The sequence below is a fragment of the Streptomyces longisporoflavus genome, from assembly GCF_014649775.1.
GTDB lineage: Bacteria > Actinomycetota > Actinomycetes > Streptomycetales > Streptomycetaceae > Streptomyces > Streptomyces longisporoflavus.
Genome location: NZ_BMTR01000012.1, coordinates 108,080 through 128,307, shown reverse-complemented (window position 1 = coordinate 128,307; position 20,228 = coordinate 108,080). Strand labels below are relative to the sequence as shown.

The 20,228-nt window shown below is 70.5% G+C and carries 15 protein-coding genes and 1 riboswitch; of the genes, 14 read left to right on the top strand and 1 reads right to left on the bottom strand.

The genetic code is table 11. The annotated features are described in order from the left end of the window. The first annotated feature begins 421 nt into the window (after window positions 1-421). From IE226_RS24560 to mfd, 3 genes are all read left to right on the top strand, one after another. A complete protein-coding gene (locus tag IE226_RS24560) occupies window positions 422-1,210 on the top strand; it encodes an ABC transporter ATP-binding protein (RefSeq protein WP_190083515.1) in 789 nt (262 codons plus the stop codon). Next, complete coding sequence (locus IE226_RS24555) at window positions 1,207-3,792, top strand: ABC transporter permease (RefSeq protein WP_190083514.1); 2,586 nt, start codon at window positions 1,207-1,209, stop codon at window positions 3,790-3,792. The genes IE226_RS24560 and IE226_RS24555 overlap by 4 nt, the downstream gene beginning before the upstream one ends. Window positions 3,793-4,130: 338 nt before the next feature. Further along, window positions 4,131-7,661 (top strand): transcription-repair coupling factor, encoded by a 3,531-nt coding sequence (gene mfd, locus IE226_RS24550; RefSeq protein ID WP_190083513.1) that lies wholly within the window; start codon window positions 4,131-4,133, stop codon window positions 7,659-7,661. Between the two features lie 20 nt (window positions 7,662-7,681). Here the strand turns inward: mfd and IE226_RS24545 are convergent, their stop codons facing one another. Then, entirely contained in the window at window positions 7,682-8,119 is a 438-nt protein-coding gene (locus IE226_RS24545; RefSeq protein ID WP_229871516.1) for a nuclear transport factor 2 family protein, read from the bottom strand. A 162-nt stretch (window positions 8,120-8,281) separates the two neighbouring features. Here IE226_RS24545 and IE226_RS24540 point away from each other — a divergent pair, with 162 nt between their 5' ends. The 11 genes from IE226_RS24540 (at window position 8,282) to eno (ending at window position 20,220) form a co-directional block, all read left to right on the top strand. Beyond that, the gene (locus IE226_RS24540; RefSeq protein WP_229871515.1) at window positions 8,282-8,953 is read left to right on the top strand and encodes an MOSC domain-containing protein; all 672 of its coding nucleotides are present in this window, start codon (window positions 8,282-8,284) and stop codon (window positions 8,951-8,953) included. Continuing rightward, on the top strand, window positions 8,950-9,696 hold the full coding sequence (locus IE226_RS24535) for an HNH endonuclease family protein (RefSeq protein ID WP_190083512.1): 747 nt from the start codon (window positions 8,950-8,952) through the stop codon (window positions 9,694-9,696). The genes IE226_RS24540 and IE226_RS24535 overlap by 4 nt, the downstream gene beginning before the upstream one ends. 88 nt (window positions 9,697-9,784) lie before the next feature. Further along, entirely contained in the window at window positions 9,785-10,528 is a 744-nt protein-coding gene (locus tag IE226_RS24530; protein WP_190083511.1) for an N-acetyltransferase, read from the top strand. Window positions 10,529-10,793: 265 nt separating this feature from the next. Continuing rightward, complete coding sequence (locus IE226_RS24525; RefSeq protein WP_190083510.1) at window positions 10,794-11,393, top strand: hypothetical protein; 600 nt, start codon at window positions 10,794-10,796, stop codon at window positions 11,391-11,393. A 38-nt stretch (window positions 11,394-11,431) separates the two neighbouring features. Next, entirely contained in the window at window positions 11,432-12,958 is a 1,527-nt protein-coding gene (locus IE226_RS24520; RefSeq protein WP_190083649.1) for a serine/threonine-protein kinase, read from the top strand. Window positions 12,959-13,138: 180 nt separating this feature from the next. Continuing rightward, a complete protein-coding gene (locus tag IE226_RS24515) occupies window positions 13,139-13,804 on the top strand; it encodes a SurA N-terminal domain-containing protein (RefSeq protein WP_190083509.1) in 666 nt (221 codons plus the stop codon). Window positions 13,805-13,898: 94 nt separating this feature from the next. Beyond that, on the top strand, window positions 13,899-14,882 hold the full coding sequence (locus IE226_RS24510; RefSeq protein WP_229871514.1) for a nucleoside triphosphate pyrophosphohydrolase: 984 nt from the start codon (window positions 13,899-13,901) through the stop codon (window positions 14,880-14,882). A gap of 133 nt (window positions 14,883-15,015) precedes the next feature. Beyond that, window positions 15,016-16,347: a cytochrome P450 family protein gene (locus IE226_RS24505; protein WP_190083507.1), complete on the top strand. Its 1,332-nt coding sequence runs from the start codon at window positions 15,016-15,018 to the stop codon at window positions 16,345-16,347. A 163-nt stretch (window positions 16,348-16,510) separates the two neighbouring features. Continuing rightward, a complete protein-coding gene (locus tag IE226_RS24500) occupies window positions 16,511-17,521 on the top strand; it encodes a LysM peptidoglycan-binding domain-containing protein (RefSeq protein ID WP_190083506.1) in 1,011 nt (336 codons plus the stop codon). Between the two features lie 181 nt (window positions 17,522-17,702). Further along, window positions 17,703-17,898: riboswitch (cyclic di-AMP (ydaO/yuaA leader) on the top strand. A 3-nt stretch (window positions 17,899-17,901) separates the two neighbouring features. Beyond that, window positions 17,902-18,609, top strand: coding sequence for a transglycosylase family protein (locus tag IE226_RS24495; RefSeq protein WP_190083505.1), 708 nt, complete (start codon window positions 17,902-17,904; stop codon window positions 18,607-18,609). 330 nt (window positions 18,610-18,939) lie between these two features. After that, window positions 18,940-20,220: a phosphopyruvate hydratase gene (gene eno / locus IE226_RS24490; RefSeq protein WP_190083504.1), complete on the top strand. Its 1,281-nt coding sequence runs from the start codon at window positions 18,940-18,942 to the stop codon at window positions 20,218-20,220. Window positions 20,221-20,228 lie beyond the last annotated feature (8 nt).

Below are 20,228 nucleotides of genomic sequence, written 5' to 3'. Positions count from 1 at the left end.
GTTGCTCCCGGTCACCTTCTCACCCGGTGGTCCCCGGGGGCAGGGGTGGCGGACATCCCGGCAGGTGGGCCGGTGTGCGCTCGGCAGGAGGGCGGAGCGACCCCGAGAACGGCTCCACCGGGAGGTGGAGATCCCCTAAGGGATCCTCCGTACTACGGACCGGGGACCGTTCGTACCGCCGGAGGACGAGAAGGCCCCCGCCGCTTCTTAGATTGGCTTTACGCCGACGGGGCGGGCCGGAAAGACGGGGCGGGCCGGTGGAAATGGGGCCCGGGTCCGACCAGCCACACCTTCGGGGGTGGGGTTTTCCCCAGCAGAAGACTGCGCCGGGCACCAGGGTGCTCGAGCCGTCGGACGACCAGACTCTTTATGCGCGGCGAACACGCCCGACCTACTGCGTAACCGACTTAGGAGACTTACCGTGACATCGGCTGTAACCATTCCCAGGCACGGGGGCACTGGAGGGCGTACGGCCGTGGCGGCACGGGCGCGCCAGGTCGTGAAGGCGTACGGATCGGGGGAGACCCGGGTCGTCGCGCTCGACGAGATCGACGTGGACATCGCCCGCGGGCAGTTCACCGCGATCATGGGCCCCTCCGGCTCCGGCAAGTCGACCCTGATGCACTGCCTCGCGGGTCTCGACACCGTCTCCTCCGGGCAGATCTACCTCGACGAGACCGAGATCACCGGCCTGAAGGACAAGAAGCTCACGCAGCTGCGCCGGGACCGGATCGGCTTCATCTTCCAGGCGTTCAACCTGCTCCCGACCCTGAACGCCATCGAGAACATCACGCTCCCGATGGACATCGCGGGCCGCAAGCCCGACCGCGGCTGGCTCGACCAGGTCGTGGAGACCGTCGGTCTCGCGGGCCGGCTCAAGCACCGCCCGACCGAGCTCTCCGGCGGCCAGCAGCAGCGCGTCGCCGTGGCCCGCGCCCTGGCCGCACGACCCGAGATCATCTTCGGTGACGAGCCGACCGGAAACCTCGACTCCCGTGCCGGGGCCGAGGTGTTGGGCTTCCTGCGCAAGTCGGTGACCGAGCTGGGCCAGACCATCGTGATGGTCACGCACGACCCGGTGGCCGCCTCGTACGCGGACCGCGTCCTCTATCTCGCGGACGGCCGCATCGTCGACGAGATGTACTCGCCGACCGCCGAGTCCGTCCTCGACCGCATGAAGGACTTCGACGCGCGGGGGCGTACGTCATGACCGTCCTCAAGACCTCGATGCGCAACTTCTTCGCGCACAAGGGCCGCATGGCGCTCTCCGCCGTGGCCGTGATCCTGTCGGTGGCGTTCGTCTGCGGCACACTCGTCTTCTCCGACACGATGAACACGACGTTCGACAAGCTCTTCGCGGCCACGTCCGCGGATGTCACCGTCACCTCCAAGTCCGCGACCGACCCCGGCGACAGGCCCGACACGGGCAAGCCCGAGTCGATGCCCGCGTCGGTCGTGGAGCGGGCGCAGAAGGCGCGGGGCGCCGAGTCCGCCGAGGGCGCGGTCAGCAGCGAGAGCGTCACCGTCGTCGACGCGGAGAAGAAGAACGTCGGCCCGTCCAACGGCGGCCCGACCATCGCCGGCAACTGGACGCACAACGACCTGCGTTCGATGGACATCACCTCCGGGCACGCCCCGCGCGGCCCCACCGACGTGATGATCGACGCCGACACCGCCGACAAGCACCACCTCGAGATCGGCGACGAACTGCGCACCATCGCCGTCACCGGCGACCACACCGCCAAGATCTCCGGCATCGCCACCTTCAAGGTCACCAACCCCGGTGCCGCGATCGTCTACTTCGACACCCCGACCGCGCAGCGCGAACTCCTGGGCGCCACCGGCCGGTTCACGCACGTCAACGTCACCGCGGAGAAGGGCGTCAGCGACGCGGCGCTCAAGCGCGACGTCGCCGGGGCCATGGGCGCGGACGCCTCCGCGTACCAGGTCAAGACGCAGCAGGAGACCTCCGACGACAACCGCGAGAGCGTCAGCGGCTTCCTGGACGTCATGAAGTACGCGATGCTCGGCTTCGCCGGAATCGCCTTCCTGGTCGGCATCTTCCTCATCATCAACACCTTCTCGATGCTGGTCGCCCAGCGCACCCGCGAGATCGGCCTGATGCGCGCCATCGGCTCCAGCCGCAAGCAGGTCAACCGCTCCGTGCTCGTCGAGGCGCTCCTTCTCGGCGTCATCGGCTCGGTCCTCGGAGTCGGCGCGGGCGTCGGACTCGCCGTCGGCCTGATGCAGCTGATGTCCGGCGTGGGCATGGAACTCTCCACGCAGGACCTCACCGTCAAGTGGACGACGCCCGTGGTGGGCATGGTCCTCGGCATCGTCGTCACCGTCCTCGCCGCCTACCTCCCCGCGCGGCGCGCCGCCAAGGTCTCTCCGATGGCCGCCCTGCGCGACGCCGGGACACCGGCCGACGGCAAGGCGAGCGCCCTGCGCGCGGTCATCGGCCTCGTCCTCACCGGCGCGGGCGCCTTCGGCCTCTACACCGCGTCGCAGGCGGACAAGGCGAGCGACGGATCGCTCCTCCTCGGCGGCGGCGTGGTCCTCACCCTCATCGGCTTCGTCGTCATCGGCCCGGTCCTCGCGTCCGGCGTGGTCCGCGTCATCAGTGCCGTACTCCTTCGGTGGTTCGGCCCCGTGGGCCGGATGGCCGAGCGCAACGCCCTGCGCAACCCGCGCCGCACCGGCGCCACCGGCGCGGCCCTGATGATCGGCCTCGCCCTGGTCGCCTGCCTCTCCGTGGTCGGCTCCTCGATGGTGGCCTCCGCGACGGACGAACTCGACAAGTCGGTCGGCGCGGACTTCATCATCCAGTCCGACAACGGCCAGGCGATCACCCCGAAGGCCGCCAAGTCCCTGGAGCAGGCCGACCACATCGCGCACATCACCCAGTACAAGGACATCAAGGCGGACCTGACGGCGCCGAACGGCAAGACCGCGAAGGAGGTGGGCCTGAGCGCCGCCGACGCCACGTACGCCGAGGACCTGCGCACCGAGACCGTCGCGGGCACGCTCGCCGACGCCTACAAGCCGGACTCCATGTCGGTCGGCGAGGACTTCGCCAAGGACCACGGCCTTTCCGTCGGCGACAAGGTGAAGCTGGCCTTCGACCACGGCAGGACGGGCGAGCTGACGGTCCGCGCCATCACGTCGAGCGAGACCGCGATCGACTCGGGCGCGATGTACGTGAACATCACGACCGCGGCGAAGTACGTGCCCGCCGACCGGATGCCGCCGAACGTGATCATGTTCGCCAAGGCGGCGAAGGGGCAGCAGGACGCGGCGTACAAGTCGCTGAAGACGGCCATGGCCGACTACCCGCAGTACAAGGTCATGGACCAGACCGACTTCAAGCAGACACTGAAGGACCAGGTCGGCCAGATGCTGAACATGGTCTACGGCCTGCTCGGCCTCGCGATCATCGTCGCCATCCTGGGCGTCGTGAACACCCTCGCCCTCTCGGTGGTCGAGCGCACCCGGGAGATCGGCCTGATGCGGGCCATCGGCCTCTCGCGCCGCCAGCTGCGCCGCATGATCCGCATGGAGTCGGTGGTCATCGCCCTCTTCGGCGCGCTGCTCGGCCTCGGGCTAGGGATGGGCTGGGGGGCGACGGCCCAGAAGCTGCTCGCCCTGGAGGGCCTGAAGGTCCTGGAGATCCCCTGGGCGACGATCATCACCGTCTTCATCGGCTCGGCGTTCGTGGGCCTCTTCGCGGCCCTCGTCCCCGCCTTCCGGGCGGGCCGGATGAACGTCCTGAACGCCATCGCCACGGAATAGCTCCCGCTACGGGGGTGCGGGAAACGGCCCGGCTCCGGTGGGACTCCACCGGAGCCGGGCCATTGCGCGGTCGTCGGGGCGCGCCGGCCGTGCAGTCGCTCGATCGGGTAACGAGAGCGTCGGCGACGTACTCTTAAGACCCCGACCCGTCTGGCGTGATCTCCGGCGTGACCCCTCCGGCGTGCTCGGTCGGACCAGCCCGCCGAGCGCCACCGCCCGGGGCGGGGCGCCGGGGGACGGCCAGCGGCTCTACGCCGGGAGTCGTACGCTGGAGGACCCCCGGCCCGTCACTCGTGTCGGGCAGTTCGCGTTGCCCACCTCGGACGGGAAGCCCCTTCATGAGCCTGCAAGGTCTCCTCGACGCCGTCGTCAAGGACGCGGCCCTCGCCGAAGCGGTCAAGACCGCCACCGACGGCAACCGCATGCACGTGGACCTGGTCGGCCCGCCCGCGGCCCGCCCCTTCGCCGTCGCGGCCCTCGCCCGCGAGACGAACCGCACCGTCCTGGCCGTCACGGCGACCGGCCGCGAGGCCGAGGACCTGGCCGCCGCCCTGCGCACGATCATCGAGCCGGACGGAGTCGTCGAGTACCCCTCCTGGGAGACGCTCCCGCACGAGCGCCTCTCGCCCCGCTCCGACACCGTCGGCCGCCGCCTCGCCGTCCTGCGCCGCCTCGCGCACCCGCGCCCCGACGACCCCGAGACCGGCCCGGTCTCCGTCATCGTCGCCCCCGTACGCTCCGTCCTCCAGCCGCAGGTCAAGGGCCTCGGCGACCTGGAGCCCGTCGCCCTGCGCAGCGGCGAGAGCACGGACCTGAACGACATCGTGGAGGCCCTCGCGGCAGCCGCGTACTCCCGCGTGGAGCTGGTCGAGAAGCGCGGCGAGTTCGCCGTGCGCGGCGGCATCCTCGACGTCTTCCCGCCGACCGAGGAACACCCCCTGCGCGTCGAGTTCTGGGGCGACGACGTCGAGGAGATCCGCTACTTCAAGGTCGCCGACCAGCGCTCCCTCGAAGTCGCCGAGCACGGCCTGTGGGCCCCGCCCTGCCGCGAGCTGCTCCTCACGGACGACGTACGCCAGAGAGCCGCGGCCCTCGCCGAACAACACCCCGAGCTGGGCGAACTGCTCGGCAAGATCGCCGAGGGCATCGCCGTCGAGGGCATGGAATCCCTTGCTCCGGTCCTGGTCGACGACATGGAGCTGCTGCTCGACGTCCTGCCGCAGGGCAGCATGGCCGTGGTCTGCGAACCCGAGCGTGTGCGCACCCGCGCCGCCGACCTGGTGGCCACCAGCCAGGAGTTCCTCCAGGCCAGCTGGGCGGCGACCGCCGGTGGCGGAGAGGCGCCCATCGACGTGGGCGCGGCCTCCCTGTGGGGTATCGCGGACGTCCGCGACCACGCGAGCGACCTCGGCATGATGTGGTGGTCCGTCTCGCCGTTCGCCGCCGACGACGAGCCGGGCGATGACACCCTCAAGCTCGGCATGCACGCCACCGAGACCTACCGCGGCGACACCGCCAAGGCACTCGCCGACACCAAGGGCTGGCTCGCCGACGGCTGGCGCACCGTCTATGTGACGGAGGGCCACGGCCCCGCGGCCCGCACCGTCGAGGTCCTGGGCGGCGAGGGCATCGCGGCCCGCCTGGACGCGGAGCTCGCCGAACTCACGCCGTCCCTCGTGCACGTCACCTGCGGCTCGATCGACTTCGGCTTCGTGGACCCGGCCCTCAAGCTCGCGGTCCTCACCGAGACCGACCTCTCCGGCCAGAAGGCGGCCGGCAAGGACGGCCAGCGGATGCCCGCGCGCCGCAGGAAGACGATCGACCCGCTGACCCTGGAAACCGGCGACTACATCGTCCACGAGCAGCACGGCGTCGGCCGCTACATCGAGATGGTGCAGCGCACCGTCCAGGGCGCGACCCGCGAGTACCTCGTCGTGGAGTACGCCCCCGCCAAGCGCGGCCAGCCGGGCGACCGGCTCTACATCCCCACCGACCAGCTGGAGCAGATCACCAAGTACGTCGGCGGCGAGGCCCCCACCCTGCACCGCCTGGGCGGCGCCGACTGGACGAAGACGAAGGCGCGCGCGAAGAAGGCCGTCAAGGAGATCGCCGCCGACCTCATCAAGCTCTACAGCGCCCGCATGGCGGCCCCCGGCCACGCCTTCGCCGCCGACACGCCCTGGCAGCGCGAACTGGAGGACGCCTTCCCGTACGTGGAGACGCCCGACCAGCTCACGACCATCGCCGAGGTCAAGGACGACATGGAGAAGACGGTCCCGATGGACCGCCTGATCTGCGGCGACGTCGGCTACGGCAAGACCGAGATCGCGGTCCGCGCCGCCTTCAAGGCCGTCCAGGACGGCAAGCAGGTCGCGGTGCTCGTCCCGACCACGCTCCTGGTGCAGCAGCACTTCGGCACGTTCTCCGAGCGGTACTCGCAGTTCCCGGTGAAGGTACGGGCGCTCAGCCGCTTCCAGACGGAGACGGAGTCCAAGGCGACCCTGGAGGGCCTGCGCGACGGCTCGGTCGACATCGTCATCGGCACCCACCGCCTCTTCTCCTCCGAGACGAAGTTCAAGGACCTCGGCCTGGTCATCGTCGACGAGGAGCAGCGCTTCGGCGTCGAGCACAAGGAGCAGCTGAAGAAGCTCCGCGCCAACGTCGACGTCCTGACCATGTCGGCCACCCCCATCCCCCGTACGCTCGAAATGGCCGTGACCGGCATCCGCGAGATGTCGACGATCACCACGCCCCCCGAGGAGCGCCACCCGGTCCTGACCTTCGTCGGCCCGTACGAGGAGAAGCAGATCGGCGCGGCCGTCCGCCGCGAACTCCTTCGCGAGGGCCAGGTCTTCTACATCCACAACCGCGTCGAGTCCATCGACCGCGCGGCGGCCCGCCTGCGCGACATCGTCCCCGAGGCCCGTATCGCCACCGCCCACGGCCAGATGTCCGAACAGGCCCTGGAACAAGTGGTGGTGGACTTCTGGGAGAAGAAGTTCGACGTGCTCGTCTCCACCACGATCGTCGAGTCCGGCATCGACATCTCCAACGCCAACACCCTGATCGTCGAGCGGGGCGACAACTTCGGTCTCTCGCAGCTCCACCAGCTGCGCGGACGCGTCGGCCGAGGCCGCGACCGCGGTTACGCCTACTTCCTCTACCCGCCGGAGAAGCCGCTGACCGAGACCGCCCACGAGCGCCTCGCCACGATCGCCCAGCACACGGAGATGGGCGCGGGCATGTACGTGGCGATGAAGGACCTGGAGATCCGCGGCGCGGGCAACCTCCTGGGCGGCGAGCAGTCCGGACACATCGCGGGCGTCGGCTTCGACCTCTACGTACGCATGGTGGGCGAGGCGGTGGCCGACTACCGCGCGTCCCTGGAGGGCGGGGTGGAGGAGGAGCCGCCGCTCGAGGTCAAGATCGAGCTGCCGGTCGACGCGCATGTCCCGCACGACTACGCCCCCGGCGAGCGGCTGCGTCTGGCGGCCTACCGTTCGATCGCCTCCGCGAGCAGCGAGGAGGACATCAAGGCGGTACGGGAGGAACTCACCGACCGCTACGGCAAGCTGCCGGAGCCCGTGGAGAACCTGCTCCTGGTGGCGGGCATGCGGATGCTGGCGCGTGCGTGCTCGGTCGGCGAGATCGTGCTCCAGGGCAACAACATCCGCTTCGCCCCGGTGGAGCTGCGGGAGTCGCAGGAGCTGCGCCTCAAGCGTCTCTACCCCGGCACGGTCATCAAGGCGGGCGCCCACCAGCTCCTGGTGCCGCGCCCCAAGACGGCCAAGGTCGGCGGGAAGCCGCTGGTCGGGCGGGAACTGCTCGGCTGGGTCGGGGAGTTCCTGACGTCGATCCTGGGTTCGTAGAGGGGGCCGCGCGCGTCAGGTCACGGGGTGCAGGCGTCGGCGATCGAGCGGCTGTTCTCGTAGAGGTGGTGCCGGGTGACCCGGCCGTCCTCGACGGTCAGCCGCAGCGCGAACGGCCCTTCGAAGCCCTTGCCGGTCTCGCGCACGGTGCCCCGGAGCTGCCCGAAGATCACGGCGTCCGCCCCGTCGACCAGGATGGTGTCGACGGTGGCTCCGGCCTTCTCCGGCACCGTGTGCGCGGCGAGCTCGGCGGACTGGGCGGCGCACTCGGCCGCCGTGGACCGCGGCCGGATCCAGGGCACGCCCGGGTTCTCGGCGAGCATCCAGTCGACGTCGTCGGCGAAGAGGGCGGCCAGACCCTCGCTGTCACCGGACAGCCGGTAGCCCAGGAAGGCCTGGACGGCGGCGCGGGTGGCGTCCTCGGTGGCGGGCTTGTCGGTCATCCGGTTGTCGGTCATCCGGTCTCCCTGGTCGGCGTTCCTGCGGATGCCTCCGATACTTCCGCGGCGCCGGGGATGGGGCGATTACGCCGGAGGTAATACCGGCGGCGATTACGGTGGCGGGGAGAGATCGAAGCACGTGGTCAGGGGAGGGGATCTGCCGTGGGGCATGGAGCCGTTGTGGGGCTCGTCCGATTTCCGGTGAAGTCGATGCTGGGGGAGGAGCGCGAGCGCCTCGTCGTCGACGGGCGGGGCGTGGCCGGTGACCGGCTGTGGGCCCTGCGGCACGAGGACGGGAAGCTGGGGAGCGGGAAGAACAGCCGCAGGTTCCGGCACACGCCGGGGATGCTGGAGTACTCCGCGGTGTACGAGGACGGGGGCCCCGTCGTCACCACCCCGGACGGCGAGACGCTGCGGCCGGGTGACCCGCGGGTGCCCGAACTCTTCGGCGCGGGCGTCGCGTTGGCGCGCGAGGACGGGGTGAGTCATCAGGACGCGGGCGCCGTCTCCCTCGTCGGCACCGCGTCACTGCGCGCGTTCGGCGAGCTGCTCGGCGACTCCGAGCCCGTCGACGTACGCCGGCTGCGCAAGAACATCGTGCTCGGCACCGACGAACCGTGGATCGAGGAGGACTGGGTCGGGCGGGAGATCGCCTTCGACGGCGGTCTGCGGCTGCGCGTCACCAAGCGCATCGAGCGCTGCGTCATGACCACACAGGCCCAGCGCGGACTCCCGGCCGACAACCGCGTCCTGAAGACACTCACCGCCACGCGCGGCATGTGCATCGGCGTGTACGCGGACGTCGTGACGCCCGGCACGCTCGCGCTGGGGGAGCGGGTGAGCGTCGAATGAGCCGTCGGACCGCCGGAGCCCGCACCGCGCTGCTGCTCGCACTCGTCGTCACCACCGGCGCCGCCGGAACCCTCACCGGCTGCTCGCCCGAGGAGAAGACCGGCGGCTCGTCCGGCCCCGGCGCCGGCGCCGGAGCGGGGCCCGCGCTCGCCGCCGTAGACACCCTCACCGTCAAGGGCCGCGCCCCCAAGACCGGCTACGACCGGAACCGGTTCGGCAGCCCCTGGGCCGACACGGACTCCAACGGCTGCGGCACCCGCGACGACATACTCAAGCGGGATCTGGACGACGTGAAGTACCGCGACGGCGACGACTGCGACGTGGCGTCGGGGAAGCTCTCGCCCGACCCCTACACCGGCAGAGAAGTGACGTTCGTGCGCGGCCGCAGCCAAGTCGACATCGACCACCTCGTCGCCCTTTCTGACGCCTGGCAGAAGGGCGCGGGCAAGTGGGAGCCGAGCAAGCGCATCGCCTTCGCCAACGACCCGCTCAACCTCCTCGCGGTCGACGCGGGCCCCAACCGCGGCAAGGGCGACGGCGACACGGCCACCTGGCTGCCGCCGGACAAGGGCTACCGCTGCGCCTACGTGGCCCGGCAGGTGGCGGTGAAGAAGAAGTACGAGGTGTGGGTGACGGGCGCCGAACGGGACGCCATGAAACGGGTCCTCTCGCAGTGCCCCGGCGAGAAGCTGCCGACGGGCGGCGGCCCGACAGCGGCACCGGGCCGTTTCCACGCGCGCTGACCCGCTCGCGGACGGCGGACGGCTGACCCACCCGGGACGTTCGAATAATGGCTTAACAGCGGGGTCCGTGCCCGCTAACGTCCGGAGCATGGACCTGAAGATCACGACCCTGTCCGAGCGGCCCGAACTCGCGGGGCCGCTCTGGGAGATGGCCGACACCTGGCCGGAGTTCATCGGGAACGACCCCATCGCGTGGTCGATGATCGGGCGGATCGTCAAGGAGCTTCCCGACTACGTCCTGGTCGCCACGGACGAGCGCGGCGAGGTCGCGGCCAAGGCGTTCAGCGTGCCGTTCGCGCTCGGCGCCGAGGGGCGCGGCGAGCTGCCGGACGGCGGCTGGGACCAGGTCATGCTGTGGGCGTTCTCCGATCTGCGGCACGGCAGGAAGCCCGACACGGTGAGCGCGATCGAGATCAGCGTGGCCAGGGACTATCTCGGCCGCGGTGTCTCCGGCCGGATGCTCGCCGCGATGCGCGACAACGCACGCGCGCGCGGCTTCGCGGAGGTCGTCGCTCCGGTGCGCCCGAACGCCAAGCACCTCGAACCGGCCGCGCTGATCGACACGTACGCACGGCGCAAGCGGGACGACGGCCTGCCCGCCGACCCGTGGCTGCGGGTGCACGTGCGGGCGGGCGGCACCATCGCGAACGTGGCGCACGCGTCGATGACGGTGTCCGGATCGACCGCGCAGTGGCGGGCCTGGACGGGCCTTCCGTTCGACACGGCGGGCCCGGTCGAGGTGCCGGGCGCCCTGGTGCCGGTGCACTGCGAGCCGGAGCGCGGCTACGCCGTCTACGTCGAGCCGAATGTGTGGGTACGGCACGTGCTGTGACGACGGCCGGCGGCGCGGCCAACGCGGCCGTGTCCCCGGGTGTCCCCGGCCGGGTGACGGAGGACATGCTTCCGCCGGAGTGATACGACCGGGTTCCGCGAGGGGCCGCGATCGGGACGTGACCAGTACGACAACGGTTCGGTACAACCCTGGACCGGTTCTCCTTGTCGGCCTATACGCTCGAATCCGCATCCGTTCGTATCCAGACTTCCGGCCGTGCGTCCCCCGAGGGAACGTACGGCCGTATCAGGCACCAGGAGCAGCCATGCACGGCCAGGGCTACGCGCCGCAGCAACCGCCGCCCGCCTCCGGCGGCACCCACGTGACGCTGCGCGTGCTGTTCGTGGTCCTCGCCGTCGTGACCTGCGGATTCGCCGCCTGGGCGCCGATGCTGCGGCTCGCCCTCGTGACGCGCAAGTCGTACGACTGGTTCCTCTTCGCGCTCGTGTCCGCGCTCGACGTGACGGCTCTGGTGCTCGTCGCCGTCGACCCGGGCGAGGAGGACTTCCAGGGCCCCGGCAACGCGGGCATGGTCATCCTCCTCACGACGATGCTGGCCGCGGTCATCTACTACCTCTTCGCGGACATACGGCACTTCAGCCCTCACCGGCAGCCGCAGTACGCCGCCTACGCCGCGACACGTCCCTCGTACGGCTATCCCCAGCAGCACGGCCCCGCACCCGTCCACCTCCAGCCCACGCAACCGCACCAGCAGCCGCCGGTCCAGGGGCCGCCCGTCCAGCAGCCCCACGTCCAGCAGACGCCGCCCCCGCCCACGCGCCCCGCACCGGCCCGCATCCACCAAGTACAGGCCGAGCTGGACGAACTCAGCGACTACCTGCGCAAGCAGGAAGGCGGCAACTGAACGTGTCACCGGGGACGTCACTGGGGACGGGCGGCCGTGTGGTCGCCGGGCGCTACGAACTCTCCGCGCTCATCGGCCAGGGCGGCATGGGCCAGGTCTGGACGGCGTACGACCAACGCCTCGACCGCCGCGTCGCGGTCAAACTCCTGCGCCCGGACCGGGTCGCCGGCGCCGACGCCGACGAACTGCGCCGCCGCTTCGTGCGCGAGTGCCGCGTCACCGCACAGGTCGACCACCCCGGCCTCGTCACCGTCCACGACGCGGGCACGGAGGGCGAGGACCTCTACCTCGTCATGCAGTACGTCGACGGGGCGGACCTCGGCGACCACCTCGCCGAACACGACCCCTACCCCTGGCAGTGGGCCGTCGCGATCGCCGCCCAGCTGTGTGCCGTGCTCTCCGCCGTGCACGCCGTGCCGATCGTGCACCGCGACCTCAAGCCGCGGAACGTGATGGTCAAGCAGGACGGCACGGTCTCCATCCTCGACCTGGGCATCGCCTCGGTCATGGACACCGACACCACCCGCCTCACCCACACCGGCTCCCCCATCGGCAGCCCCGCGTACATGGCGCCCGAGCAGGCGATGGGCGGCGCGGTCGGCCCGTACACCGACCTCTACGCCCTGGGCGTCCTCCTCCACGAACTCCTCAGCGGCGACGTGCCGTTCGCCGGATCCACCGCGCTCGGCGTCCTGCACCGCCACCTCTACGAACCGCCCGTCCCCGTCCGCCGCCTGCGCGCCGAGGTCCCCGAAGCCCTCGAAGCCCTGGTGCTCCGGCTCCTGGCCAAGGACCCCCAGCACCGGCACGCCAGCGCCCAGGAGGTCTACGAAGAACTGGCGCCACTGCTCCCGGCCCGCGGCATCCCGACCGGCGGACCGCTCGACCCGACCCGCCCCTTCCTGCGCCCGCACGCACCCTGGCCCGACCGCGCGACGACACCGGCGCCCACCCCCGACATCCAGCCCGACCGGCCCGACCACCGGCGGACCCCCGGCAGCCACACCGACGTGATGCACGCGGTCGACGAGGTCAAGCGACTCCTCGGCGAGGGCCGCATCACCCAGGCCGTCGACATCCTCGGCTCGATCCTGCCCGCGGCGGCCGCCAAGCACGGCGAGCACTCCCCGGTGGTCCGCTCCCTGCGCAAGCAGTACGCGGCCACCCTCATGGACGACGGCCAGTACCGCCGCGCCCTGCCCGAACTGCGCCGCCTCGCCGACGAGCGCGCCGCCGAGTCCGGCCAGGCCGACCCGCACTCGCTCCAGTTCCGCTACGAGGCGGCGCAGTGCCTGGAACAACTGGGCGAACCGGCGTCGGCCCTCGCGGAGTACCGCGCGCTCCTCCCCTATTACGAGAACCGCTACGCCTCCGACGACCGCGAACGCCCCCTCGACATCCGCCGCCGCATCGGCCACCTGCTCCTCGCCCTCGGCGACCGAGCCGCGGCCCACGACACGCTGGCACGGCTCCTGATGGACGCCGAGCGGATGCACGGCGTGGGCCACCCCTTCCCGGCGGAGATCCGGCGTACGTTGCAGTGGTTGGGACAAGTGCGCGGTTAGCGGGGGCCGGGGGTACCCCAACTGGGCCCGAATCGTTGGTCGAATGGGTGGCCGAGAGACCGGCCACTGCCTAACATCGATCACCGCAAGACTTTGTGCGCCCGCCCGTCGCCCGACCACCACCCCAGGTGGAGGCGCTGCGCGCCGCAGGTTTAAGCACAATCTCCTCAGGAGGCTCACTTGCACCGCCGCCGTCGCACCGCGCTCGTTCTCTCCGCCGCAGCCGTCGCCGCGGCTCCCCTCCTCACCGCATGCGGCAGCGAGGCCCATCCGGGCGCCGCGGCCGTCGTGGGCGACGAGCGGATCACGGTCTCGCAGCTGGAGAGCCGGGTGAACGAGGTGCGCGACGCGCAGCGCGCCGCGATCCCGGACGAGCAGCAGTACGAGCAGGCCATCGCCAAGACCGGCGGCCTCACCCGCAGCACCCTGCACACGATGGTCCTGGACAAGGTCCTCCACCGCGCGGCGGCCGACGCGGGCGTCAGCGTCTCGCGCCGCGAGATCCAGACCCTGCGGGCCGGCCTCGAACAGCAGCAGGGCGGCAAGAAGGCCTTCGAACAGGGCTGGCTCCAGCAGTACAGCGTCGCACCGTCCCGTCTGAACGACAGCCTCCGTACGGAGATCGAGGCCCAGAAGCTGGCGAAGAAACTGGGCGCGGACATGAACGCCCCCGAGGGCCAGGCGATCTTCTGGAAGGCGCTCTCCAAGGCCTCCCGGAAGATGGACGTGGACCTGAACCCGCGCTACGGCAAGTGGGACGTGAAGAAGAGCCAGCGCGCGGACGCGAAGACGCCGTGGGTGCGCGAGGTGTCCGCGGACGCGTCGGCCAAGCCGCAGCAGGCGTAACCGCGGTGGCGGCGATCGCGGCAGGCATGACAAGCGCGGGGACAGTGCTGTCGGCGCTGTCGGTGGTGTCAGCGGCGTGGGTTACGTTCGACGGGTGACGAACGAAACCACGCCCCCGGCCGACGCCCACGGCCGCGTCATCCTGCTCACGACCAGCCACCGCGTGGCCCCCGGCCTCCTCTCCTGGCCCGCGTGGCAGGCCCTGCACGGGGCGGACGAGGTCCTGTGCGCCGACGCCGCGCACCCTCAGCTGCCGTATGTGCGCGAGGCGGGCGTGGACGTGGCCGTGGCATCCCCCGCGGCACAGGACCTGGTGGACGCCTGCGCGGGCGGCCGCACGGTCCTGGTGATCGCCACGGCCGAGGGCGACAGCGCCCTGACGGACGGCCTGGCGAGGCTCGCGGGCTCGGGCCGGGTCTCCATGCCGGACCTGGAACTGCTCCCGGCGTCGTACGACCTGCCGGGCGCGCGGCTCCTGGACCTCGTCCAGGTCATGGACCAGATCCGGGTGGAGTGCCCGTGGTCGTCCCAGCAGACGCACAAGGGCCTGGCGAAGTACGCGATCGAGGAGGCGTACGAACTCGTCGAGGCGATCGAGGAGGACGACAGGGAGGAACTGCGCGAGGAGCTCGGCGACGTCCTGCTCCAGGTGGTCTTCCACGCGCGGATCGCGGAGGACGACGAGGAGTCCCCGTTCTCGGTGGACGACGTGGCGGGCACGATCGTGGAGAAGCTGATCCACCGCCACCCGCACATCTTCGGCGACGACTCGGCGGACACCCCCGAGGAAGTGAAGGCGCACTGGCTGCGCACCAAGGCCGAGCAGAAACAGCGCTCCTCGGTCACGGAGGGCATCCCCCTGGGCCAGCCCGCCCTGGCCCTCGCCTCCAAACTGGCGTCACGAGCACGAACAGCGGGCCTCCCGGTGACACCCCCCTCGGGCGACGGAATCGGCTACGACCTCCTCGCACTGGCCCTGCGGGCAGAGTCGGAGGGCGTAGACCCCGAGGCGGCACTGCGAGCGGCGGCGCGTGCTTACCGGGATGCGGTGCTGGCGGCGGAGGGAGCGGAGGGGTAGGGGCCCCGGCCGCGGGTTTCCGGTCCACTCGCCGTTCCAGCCCGTCCGGCGTTTGAGGACGAACCCGGCGGAGCCGGTGATGACGGCAACCAAGGCCCAGGGGCCAGTAAAAAGCCGGGATAACGTCGACCCCATGCAAGACCAGCCACCAGCCCCCGCAGGGCACGCCGGGAACACCCCCGCAGCCTGCCCCGCAGGACCGCACGACCCCGCGCCCGAGGCCAAGGGGCCAGTACCCGAGCTCTTCTCGTGGGAGTTCGCCACCGACCCCTACCCCGCCTACGCCTGGCTCCGCGAGCACGCGCCCGTGCGCAAGACGCGGCTGCCCAGCGGTGTGGAGGCCTGGCTGGTCACCCGGTACGGCGACGCCAAGCAGGCTCTCGCCGATCCGCGGCTCAGCAAGAACCCGGCCCATCACGGCCAGCCCGCGCACGCGAAGAGCAAGACCGGCATCCCCGGCGAGCGCAGCGCCAACCTCATGACGCATCTGCTCAACATCGACCCGCCGGACCACACCCGGCTGCGCCGCCTCGTCTCCAAGGCCTTCACTCCCCGCCGCGTCGCCGAGTTCGCGCCCCGCGTGCAGGAGCTGACCGACCGGCTGATCGACCAGTTCGCGGAGAAGGGGCAGGCCGACCTCATCCACGACTTCGCCTTTCCGCTCCCCATTTACGCCATCTGCGACCTGCTCGGGGTGCCCCGCGAGGATCAGGACGACTTCCGCGACTGGGCGGGGATGATGATTCGTCACGGGGGCGGGCCGAGGGGCGGCGTCGCCCGGTCGGTGAAGAAGATGCGCGGCTACCTCGCCGAGCTGATCCACCGCAAGCGCCTCGAACCCGGTGACGACCTCATCTCCGGACTCATCCGTGCCTCCGACCACGGCGAGCACCTCACCGAGAACGAGGCCGCCGCGATGGCCTTCATCCTCCTTTTCGCCGGCTTCGAGACGACCGTCAACCTCATCGGCAACGGCACCTACGCCCTCCTCACCCACCCCGAACAGCGCGAGCGCCTCCAGGACTCCCTCAAGAGCGGCGACACCGGCCTCCTGGAGACCGGCATCGAGGAACTCCTCCGCTTCGACGGTCCCGTCGAACTCGCCACCTGGCGGTACGCCACCGAGCCGCTGACCGTCGGAGGGGAGGACATCGCCGCCGGCGACCCCGTCCTCGTCGTCCTCGCCGCCGCCGATCGCGACCCGGAGCGTTTCCGGTATCCGGACACGCTCGACCTCTCTCGCCGCGACAACCAGCACCTCGGCTACGGCCATGGCATTCATTACTGTCTCGGTGCTCCGCTCGCCAGGCTGGAAGGACAGACCGCCCTCGCGACCTTGCTGCGGCGCCTCCCTGACCTGCGACTCGCGGCGGAACCTGGTGATTTGCGGTGGCGCGGAGGGCTCATCATGCGTGGACTTCGCACGCTTCCCGTGGAGTTCGCACCCGCACAGCGGAGCAAATAGCAGACGTCTGTGACGCCGTCCAGCTGACATGCCGTCAAGACTGTGACTTTCACGTGATCTCCGCTGCATCGACTTGTGACAAGCGTTCGACTGCCGCTACGTTCACCGACGACTCGGCATCCCGTGCCGCAGTCGTCGCTCCAGTCACGCGAAAGGCAACCGCATGCTCTCCGGCAATGGTCGTCACCGACGCCCCCGCCAGGCCCCGGCCCTGATCGTCGCGGCAGGAGTCGCGGGATCCGCGATCGCCATCCCGCTGCTCGGCGCCACCAGCGCGAGCGCGGCGTCCACCGCCACGTGGGACAAGCTGGCGGAGTGCGAGAGCGGCGGAGCCTGGAGCGCGGACGAGGGTAACGGCTACTACGGCGGGCTCCAGCTCTCGCAGGAGGCATGGGAGAACTACGGGGGCCTCGACTACGCGCCGAGCGCCGACCAGGCCAGCCGCTCGCAGCAGATATCCGTCGCCGAGGCGGTTCTTGACGACCAGGGCCCCAAGGCCTGGCCGAGCTGTGCACCGATCGCCGGTCTTACCCAGGACGGCGCCGCCGCCGACGTCGATCCGGGTGCGCCGATCACCACGGTGCCTTCCGACGAAGCCTCGGAGTCCTCGGGTTCGTCTGATTCACCTGATGCGCCTGATTCACCTGATTCATCGGACTCGGCGAAGTCCGGCGGGTCGAAGGAGTCGGACGAACCGAGCACGTCGCCGAGCGAGTCGGCCGACCCCTCCGACAGCACCGACAGCACCGACAACGCCGAGTCTTCGGACAAGTCGCGAGACAAGAATCACGACGAGTCGGGCAAGTCGGGCGCGTCGGATGACTCCGCCAAGTCCGGGCGTGACGATGCCACTTCGTCCGACCCCGACCCCGACCCCGCCCCCTCCGCCGACGACGGCGCGGGCCGCCACCGCGGCGGCAGCGCGGACGACGAGGCGTCAGACGGCGCCTCTCGCGAGGGTTCGGGCCGGCATGCCTCCCGGGGCGACGAGCGTCAGGAGAACGGCTCCGAGGGGACGTACACGGTCCGCTCCGGGGACAACCTCTGGGCCATCGCCGACGACTTGGACGTGAAGGGCGGGTGGACCGAGCTGTACGCCGAGAACGAGGAGTCGGTCGGCTCCGACCCCGACCTCATCCTTCCCGGTCAGAGCCTCGATTTGGGCGAAAAGTAGGGGTAGTTGGCGAGTCGCTTTGCGCTTGTTGTCCCAATTGGCGCAAGTGAGACATGGGTCTCAGAAGCCCTGATCGTCTTTGGAATTCGGCCGTCGGCATGCCTACGGTCGTGACCGCTCGCCACAGCGGGCCCCGCCGGTCGGTACGCCGAGTCCTGCCAACGGCCGTTCGGGAACAGTCGTCGCGCAAGCGCCGTAGGCAGGAGCGGGGGACCCAAGGTTTCCGCCGGGCCCGGCCGTTGAACGGCCTCGCGAGAGCGAGGCGGGGAGACGGACGGGAACGGCTAGGGGTTAAGTCGCACTCAACGGAGTGCGGCCGGGCAACTTCATCGGCCCGAACCCGACAGCTCACCTCGCAGGCGTCGGTGAGGGGATCACTCATGCTGTTTTCCAGCAAGGGCAAGCACCGCCGCCCGTCCAAGGCCACCCGTGTCGCCACGCTCGCCGGCGTCACCGGTGTCGCGGTCGCAGCCCCGCTGATGGCGGCCGGCCAGGCCTCCGCCGCCACGAACTCCGAGTGGGACGCCGTCGCGCAGTGCGAGTCGGGCGGCAACTGGTCGATCAACACCGGCAACGGCTACACGGGCGGCCTGCAGTTCTCGTCGTCCACCTGGGCCGCGTACGGCGGCACGAAGTACGCGCCCACCGCCGACAAGGCCTCCAAGGCCCAGCAGATCGAGATCGGCGAGAAGGTTCTCGCGGGTCAGGGCAAGGGTGCCTGGCCGAGCTGCGGCGTCGGCCTGTCGAGCGCCTCCAACGAGGGTGGCGGTGCGCAGGAGAGCGCCCCGCAGCAGACTCAGGAGCAGCCCAAGAGCCAGCCCACGCCGCAGACGGAGCAGCCGCAGCAGAAGGCCGCTCCCAAGGCCGAGGCGCCCAAGACCGAGTCCAAGAAGACCGTCGAGACCCCGACCGGCAAGACGGTCAAGAAGGGCGACGGCGAGTACAAGGTCAAGAAGGGCGACACCCTCTCCAAGATCGCCTCGGCCGAGAAGGTCAAGGGCGGCTGGCACAAGGTGTACAAGCTCAACGGCGACATCATCGACAACGCCGACATGATCTACCCCGGCCAGCAGCTCCACCTGAGCTAGTCGTCGGCCCTGAGCCAGTCGCCGGCCCTGAGCCGGTCACTGGCGGGGGCGCCTCGCGGATCTTGTTGTCCGCGGGCGCCTCGTGGTTTGTCGCGCAGTTCCCCGCGCCCCTTCGGGCGCACACCCCGTCCCCACGGGTCCACCCCGCCCCGGTGCGCGTATCCCCCGTACGCACCGGGGCGGGGTATGTTTGTTCCGTTCGTAAACATTTTGCTCTCGGTTTGTCCACAGGACGGTCGGTCGGCTGGCTGTTGTCCGGGAGCCGGTTAGGCTCGTGTCCGCGAGGCCAACGCCTCGCGTACCCGCGTCACATCCCAGAAGGAGATGCTCGTGCCGTCCATCGACGTCGTCGTAGCCCGGGAAATCCTGGACTCCCGAGGCAACCCCACGGTCGAGGTCGAGGTCGGCCTCGACGACGGCAGCACGGGTCGTGCCGCCGTTCCGTCCGGTGCGTCCACCGGTGCTTTCGAGGCCATCGAACTCCGTGACGGTGACCCCAACCGTTACATGGGCAAGGGCGTGGAGAAGGCCGTCCTCGCCGTCATCGAGCAGATCGGCCCGGAGCTCGTCGGGTACGACGCCACCGAGCAGCGCCTGATCGACCAGGCGATGTTCGACCTCGACGCCACCGACAACAAGGGCTCGCTCGGCGCCAACGCCATCCTCGGCGTCTCGCTCGCCGTCGCGCACGCCGCGTCGGAGGCCTCCGACCTCCCGCTCTTCCGCTACCTCGGCGGCCCGAACGCGCACCTGCTGCCCGTTCCGATGATGAACATCCTGAACGGCGGGTCGCACGCGGACTCGAACGTCGACATCCAGGAGTTCATGATCGCGCCGATCGGCGCCGAGTCGTTCTCCGAGGCCCTGCGCTGGGGCACCGAGGTCTACCACACGCTGAAGAAGGTCCTGAAGGACAAGGGCCTGTCCACCGGCCTGGGCGACGAGGGCGGCTTCGCCCCGAACCTCGACTCCAACCGCGCCGCGCTCGACCTCATCCTCGAGGCCATCAAGCAGGCCGGTTACGTCCCCGGCGAGCAGATCGCGCTCGCGCTCGACGTCGCCGCGTCCGAGTTCTACAAGGACGGCAGCTACGACTTCGAGGGCAAGTCCCGCTCGGCCGCCGAGATGACCGAGTACTACGAGGAGCTCGTCGCCTCGTACCCCCTCGTCTCCATCGAGGATCCGCTGTTCGAGGACGACTGGGCCGGCTGGAACGTCATCACCGAGAAGCTGGGCGACAAGGTCCAGCTCGTCGGCGACGACCTCTTCGTCACCAACCCGGAGCGCCTCGCCCGCGGCATCGAGGAGAAGTCGGCCAACGCCCTCCTGGTGAAGGTCAACCAGATCGGCTCGCTGACCGAGACCCTCGACGCCGTCGAGATGGCCCAGCGCAGCGGCTTCAAGTGCATGATGTCGCACCGCTCCGGCGAGACCGAGGACGTCACCATCGCCGACCTCGCCGTCGCCACCAACTGCGGCCAGATCAAGACCGGCGCCCCGGCCCGCTCCGAGCGCGTCGCCAAGTACAACCAGCTCCTGCGCATCGAGGAGATCCTGGACGACGCCGCGGTCTACGCCGGCCGTTCGGCGTTCCCGCGCTTCAAGGGCTGAACATCGCG

Excerpts from the sequence above, each read along its gene's own strand:
- IE226_RS24505 (WP_190083507.1), top strand. The coding sequence starts at position 15,016 with ATGCAAGACCAGCCACCAGCCCCCGCAGGGCACGCCGGGAACACCCCC.
- IE226_RS24545 (WP_229871516.1), bottom strand. The coding sequence starts at position 8,119 with ATGACCGACAACCGGATGACCGACAAGCCCGCCACCGAGGACGCCACC.
- IE226_RS24495 (WP_190083505.1), top strand. The coding sequence starts at position 17,902 with ATGCTGTTTTCCAGCAAGGGCAAGCACCGCCGCCCGTCCAAGGCCACC.
- IE226_RS24530 (WP_190083511.1), top strand. The coding sequence starts at position 9,785 with ATGGACCTGAAGATCACGACCCTGTCCGAGCGGCCCGAACTCGCGGGG.
- mfd (WP_190083513.1), top strand. The coding sequence starts at position 4,131 with ATGAGCCTGCAAGGTCTCCTCGACGCCGTCGTCAAGGACGCGGCCCTC.
- IE226_RS24555 (WP_190083514.1), top strand. The coding sequence starts at position 1,207 with ATGACCGTCCTCAAGACCTCGATGCGCAACTTCTTCGCGCACAAGGGC.
- IE226_RS24525 (WP_190083510.1), top strand. The coding sequence starts at position 10,794 with ATGCACGGCCAGGGCTACGCGCCGCAGCAACCGCCGCCCGCCTCCGGC.
- IE226_RS24535 (WP_190083512.1), top strand. The coding sequence starts at position 8,950 with ATGAGCCGTCGGACCGCCGGAGCCCGCACCGCGCTGCTGCTCGCACTC.
- IE226_RS24500 (WP_190083506.1), top strand. The coding sequence starts at position 16,511 with ATGCTCTCCGGCAATGGTCGTCACCGACGCCCCCGCCAGGCCCCGGCC.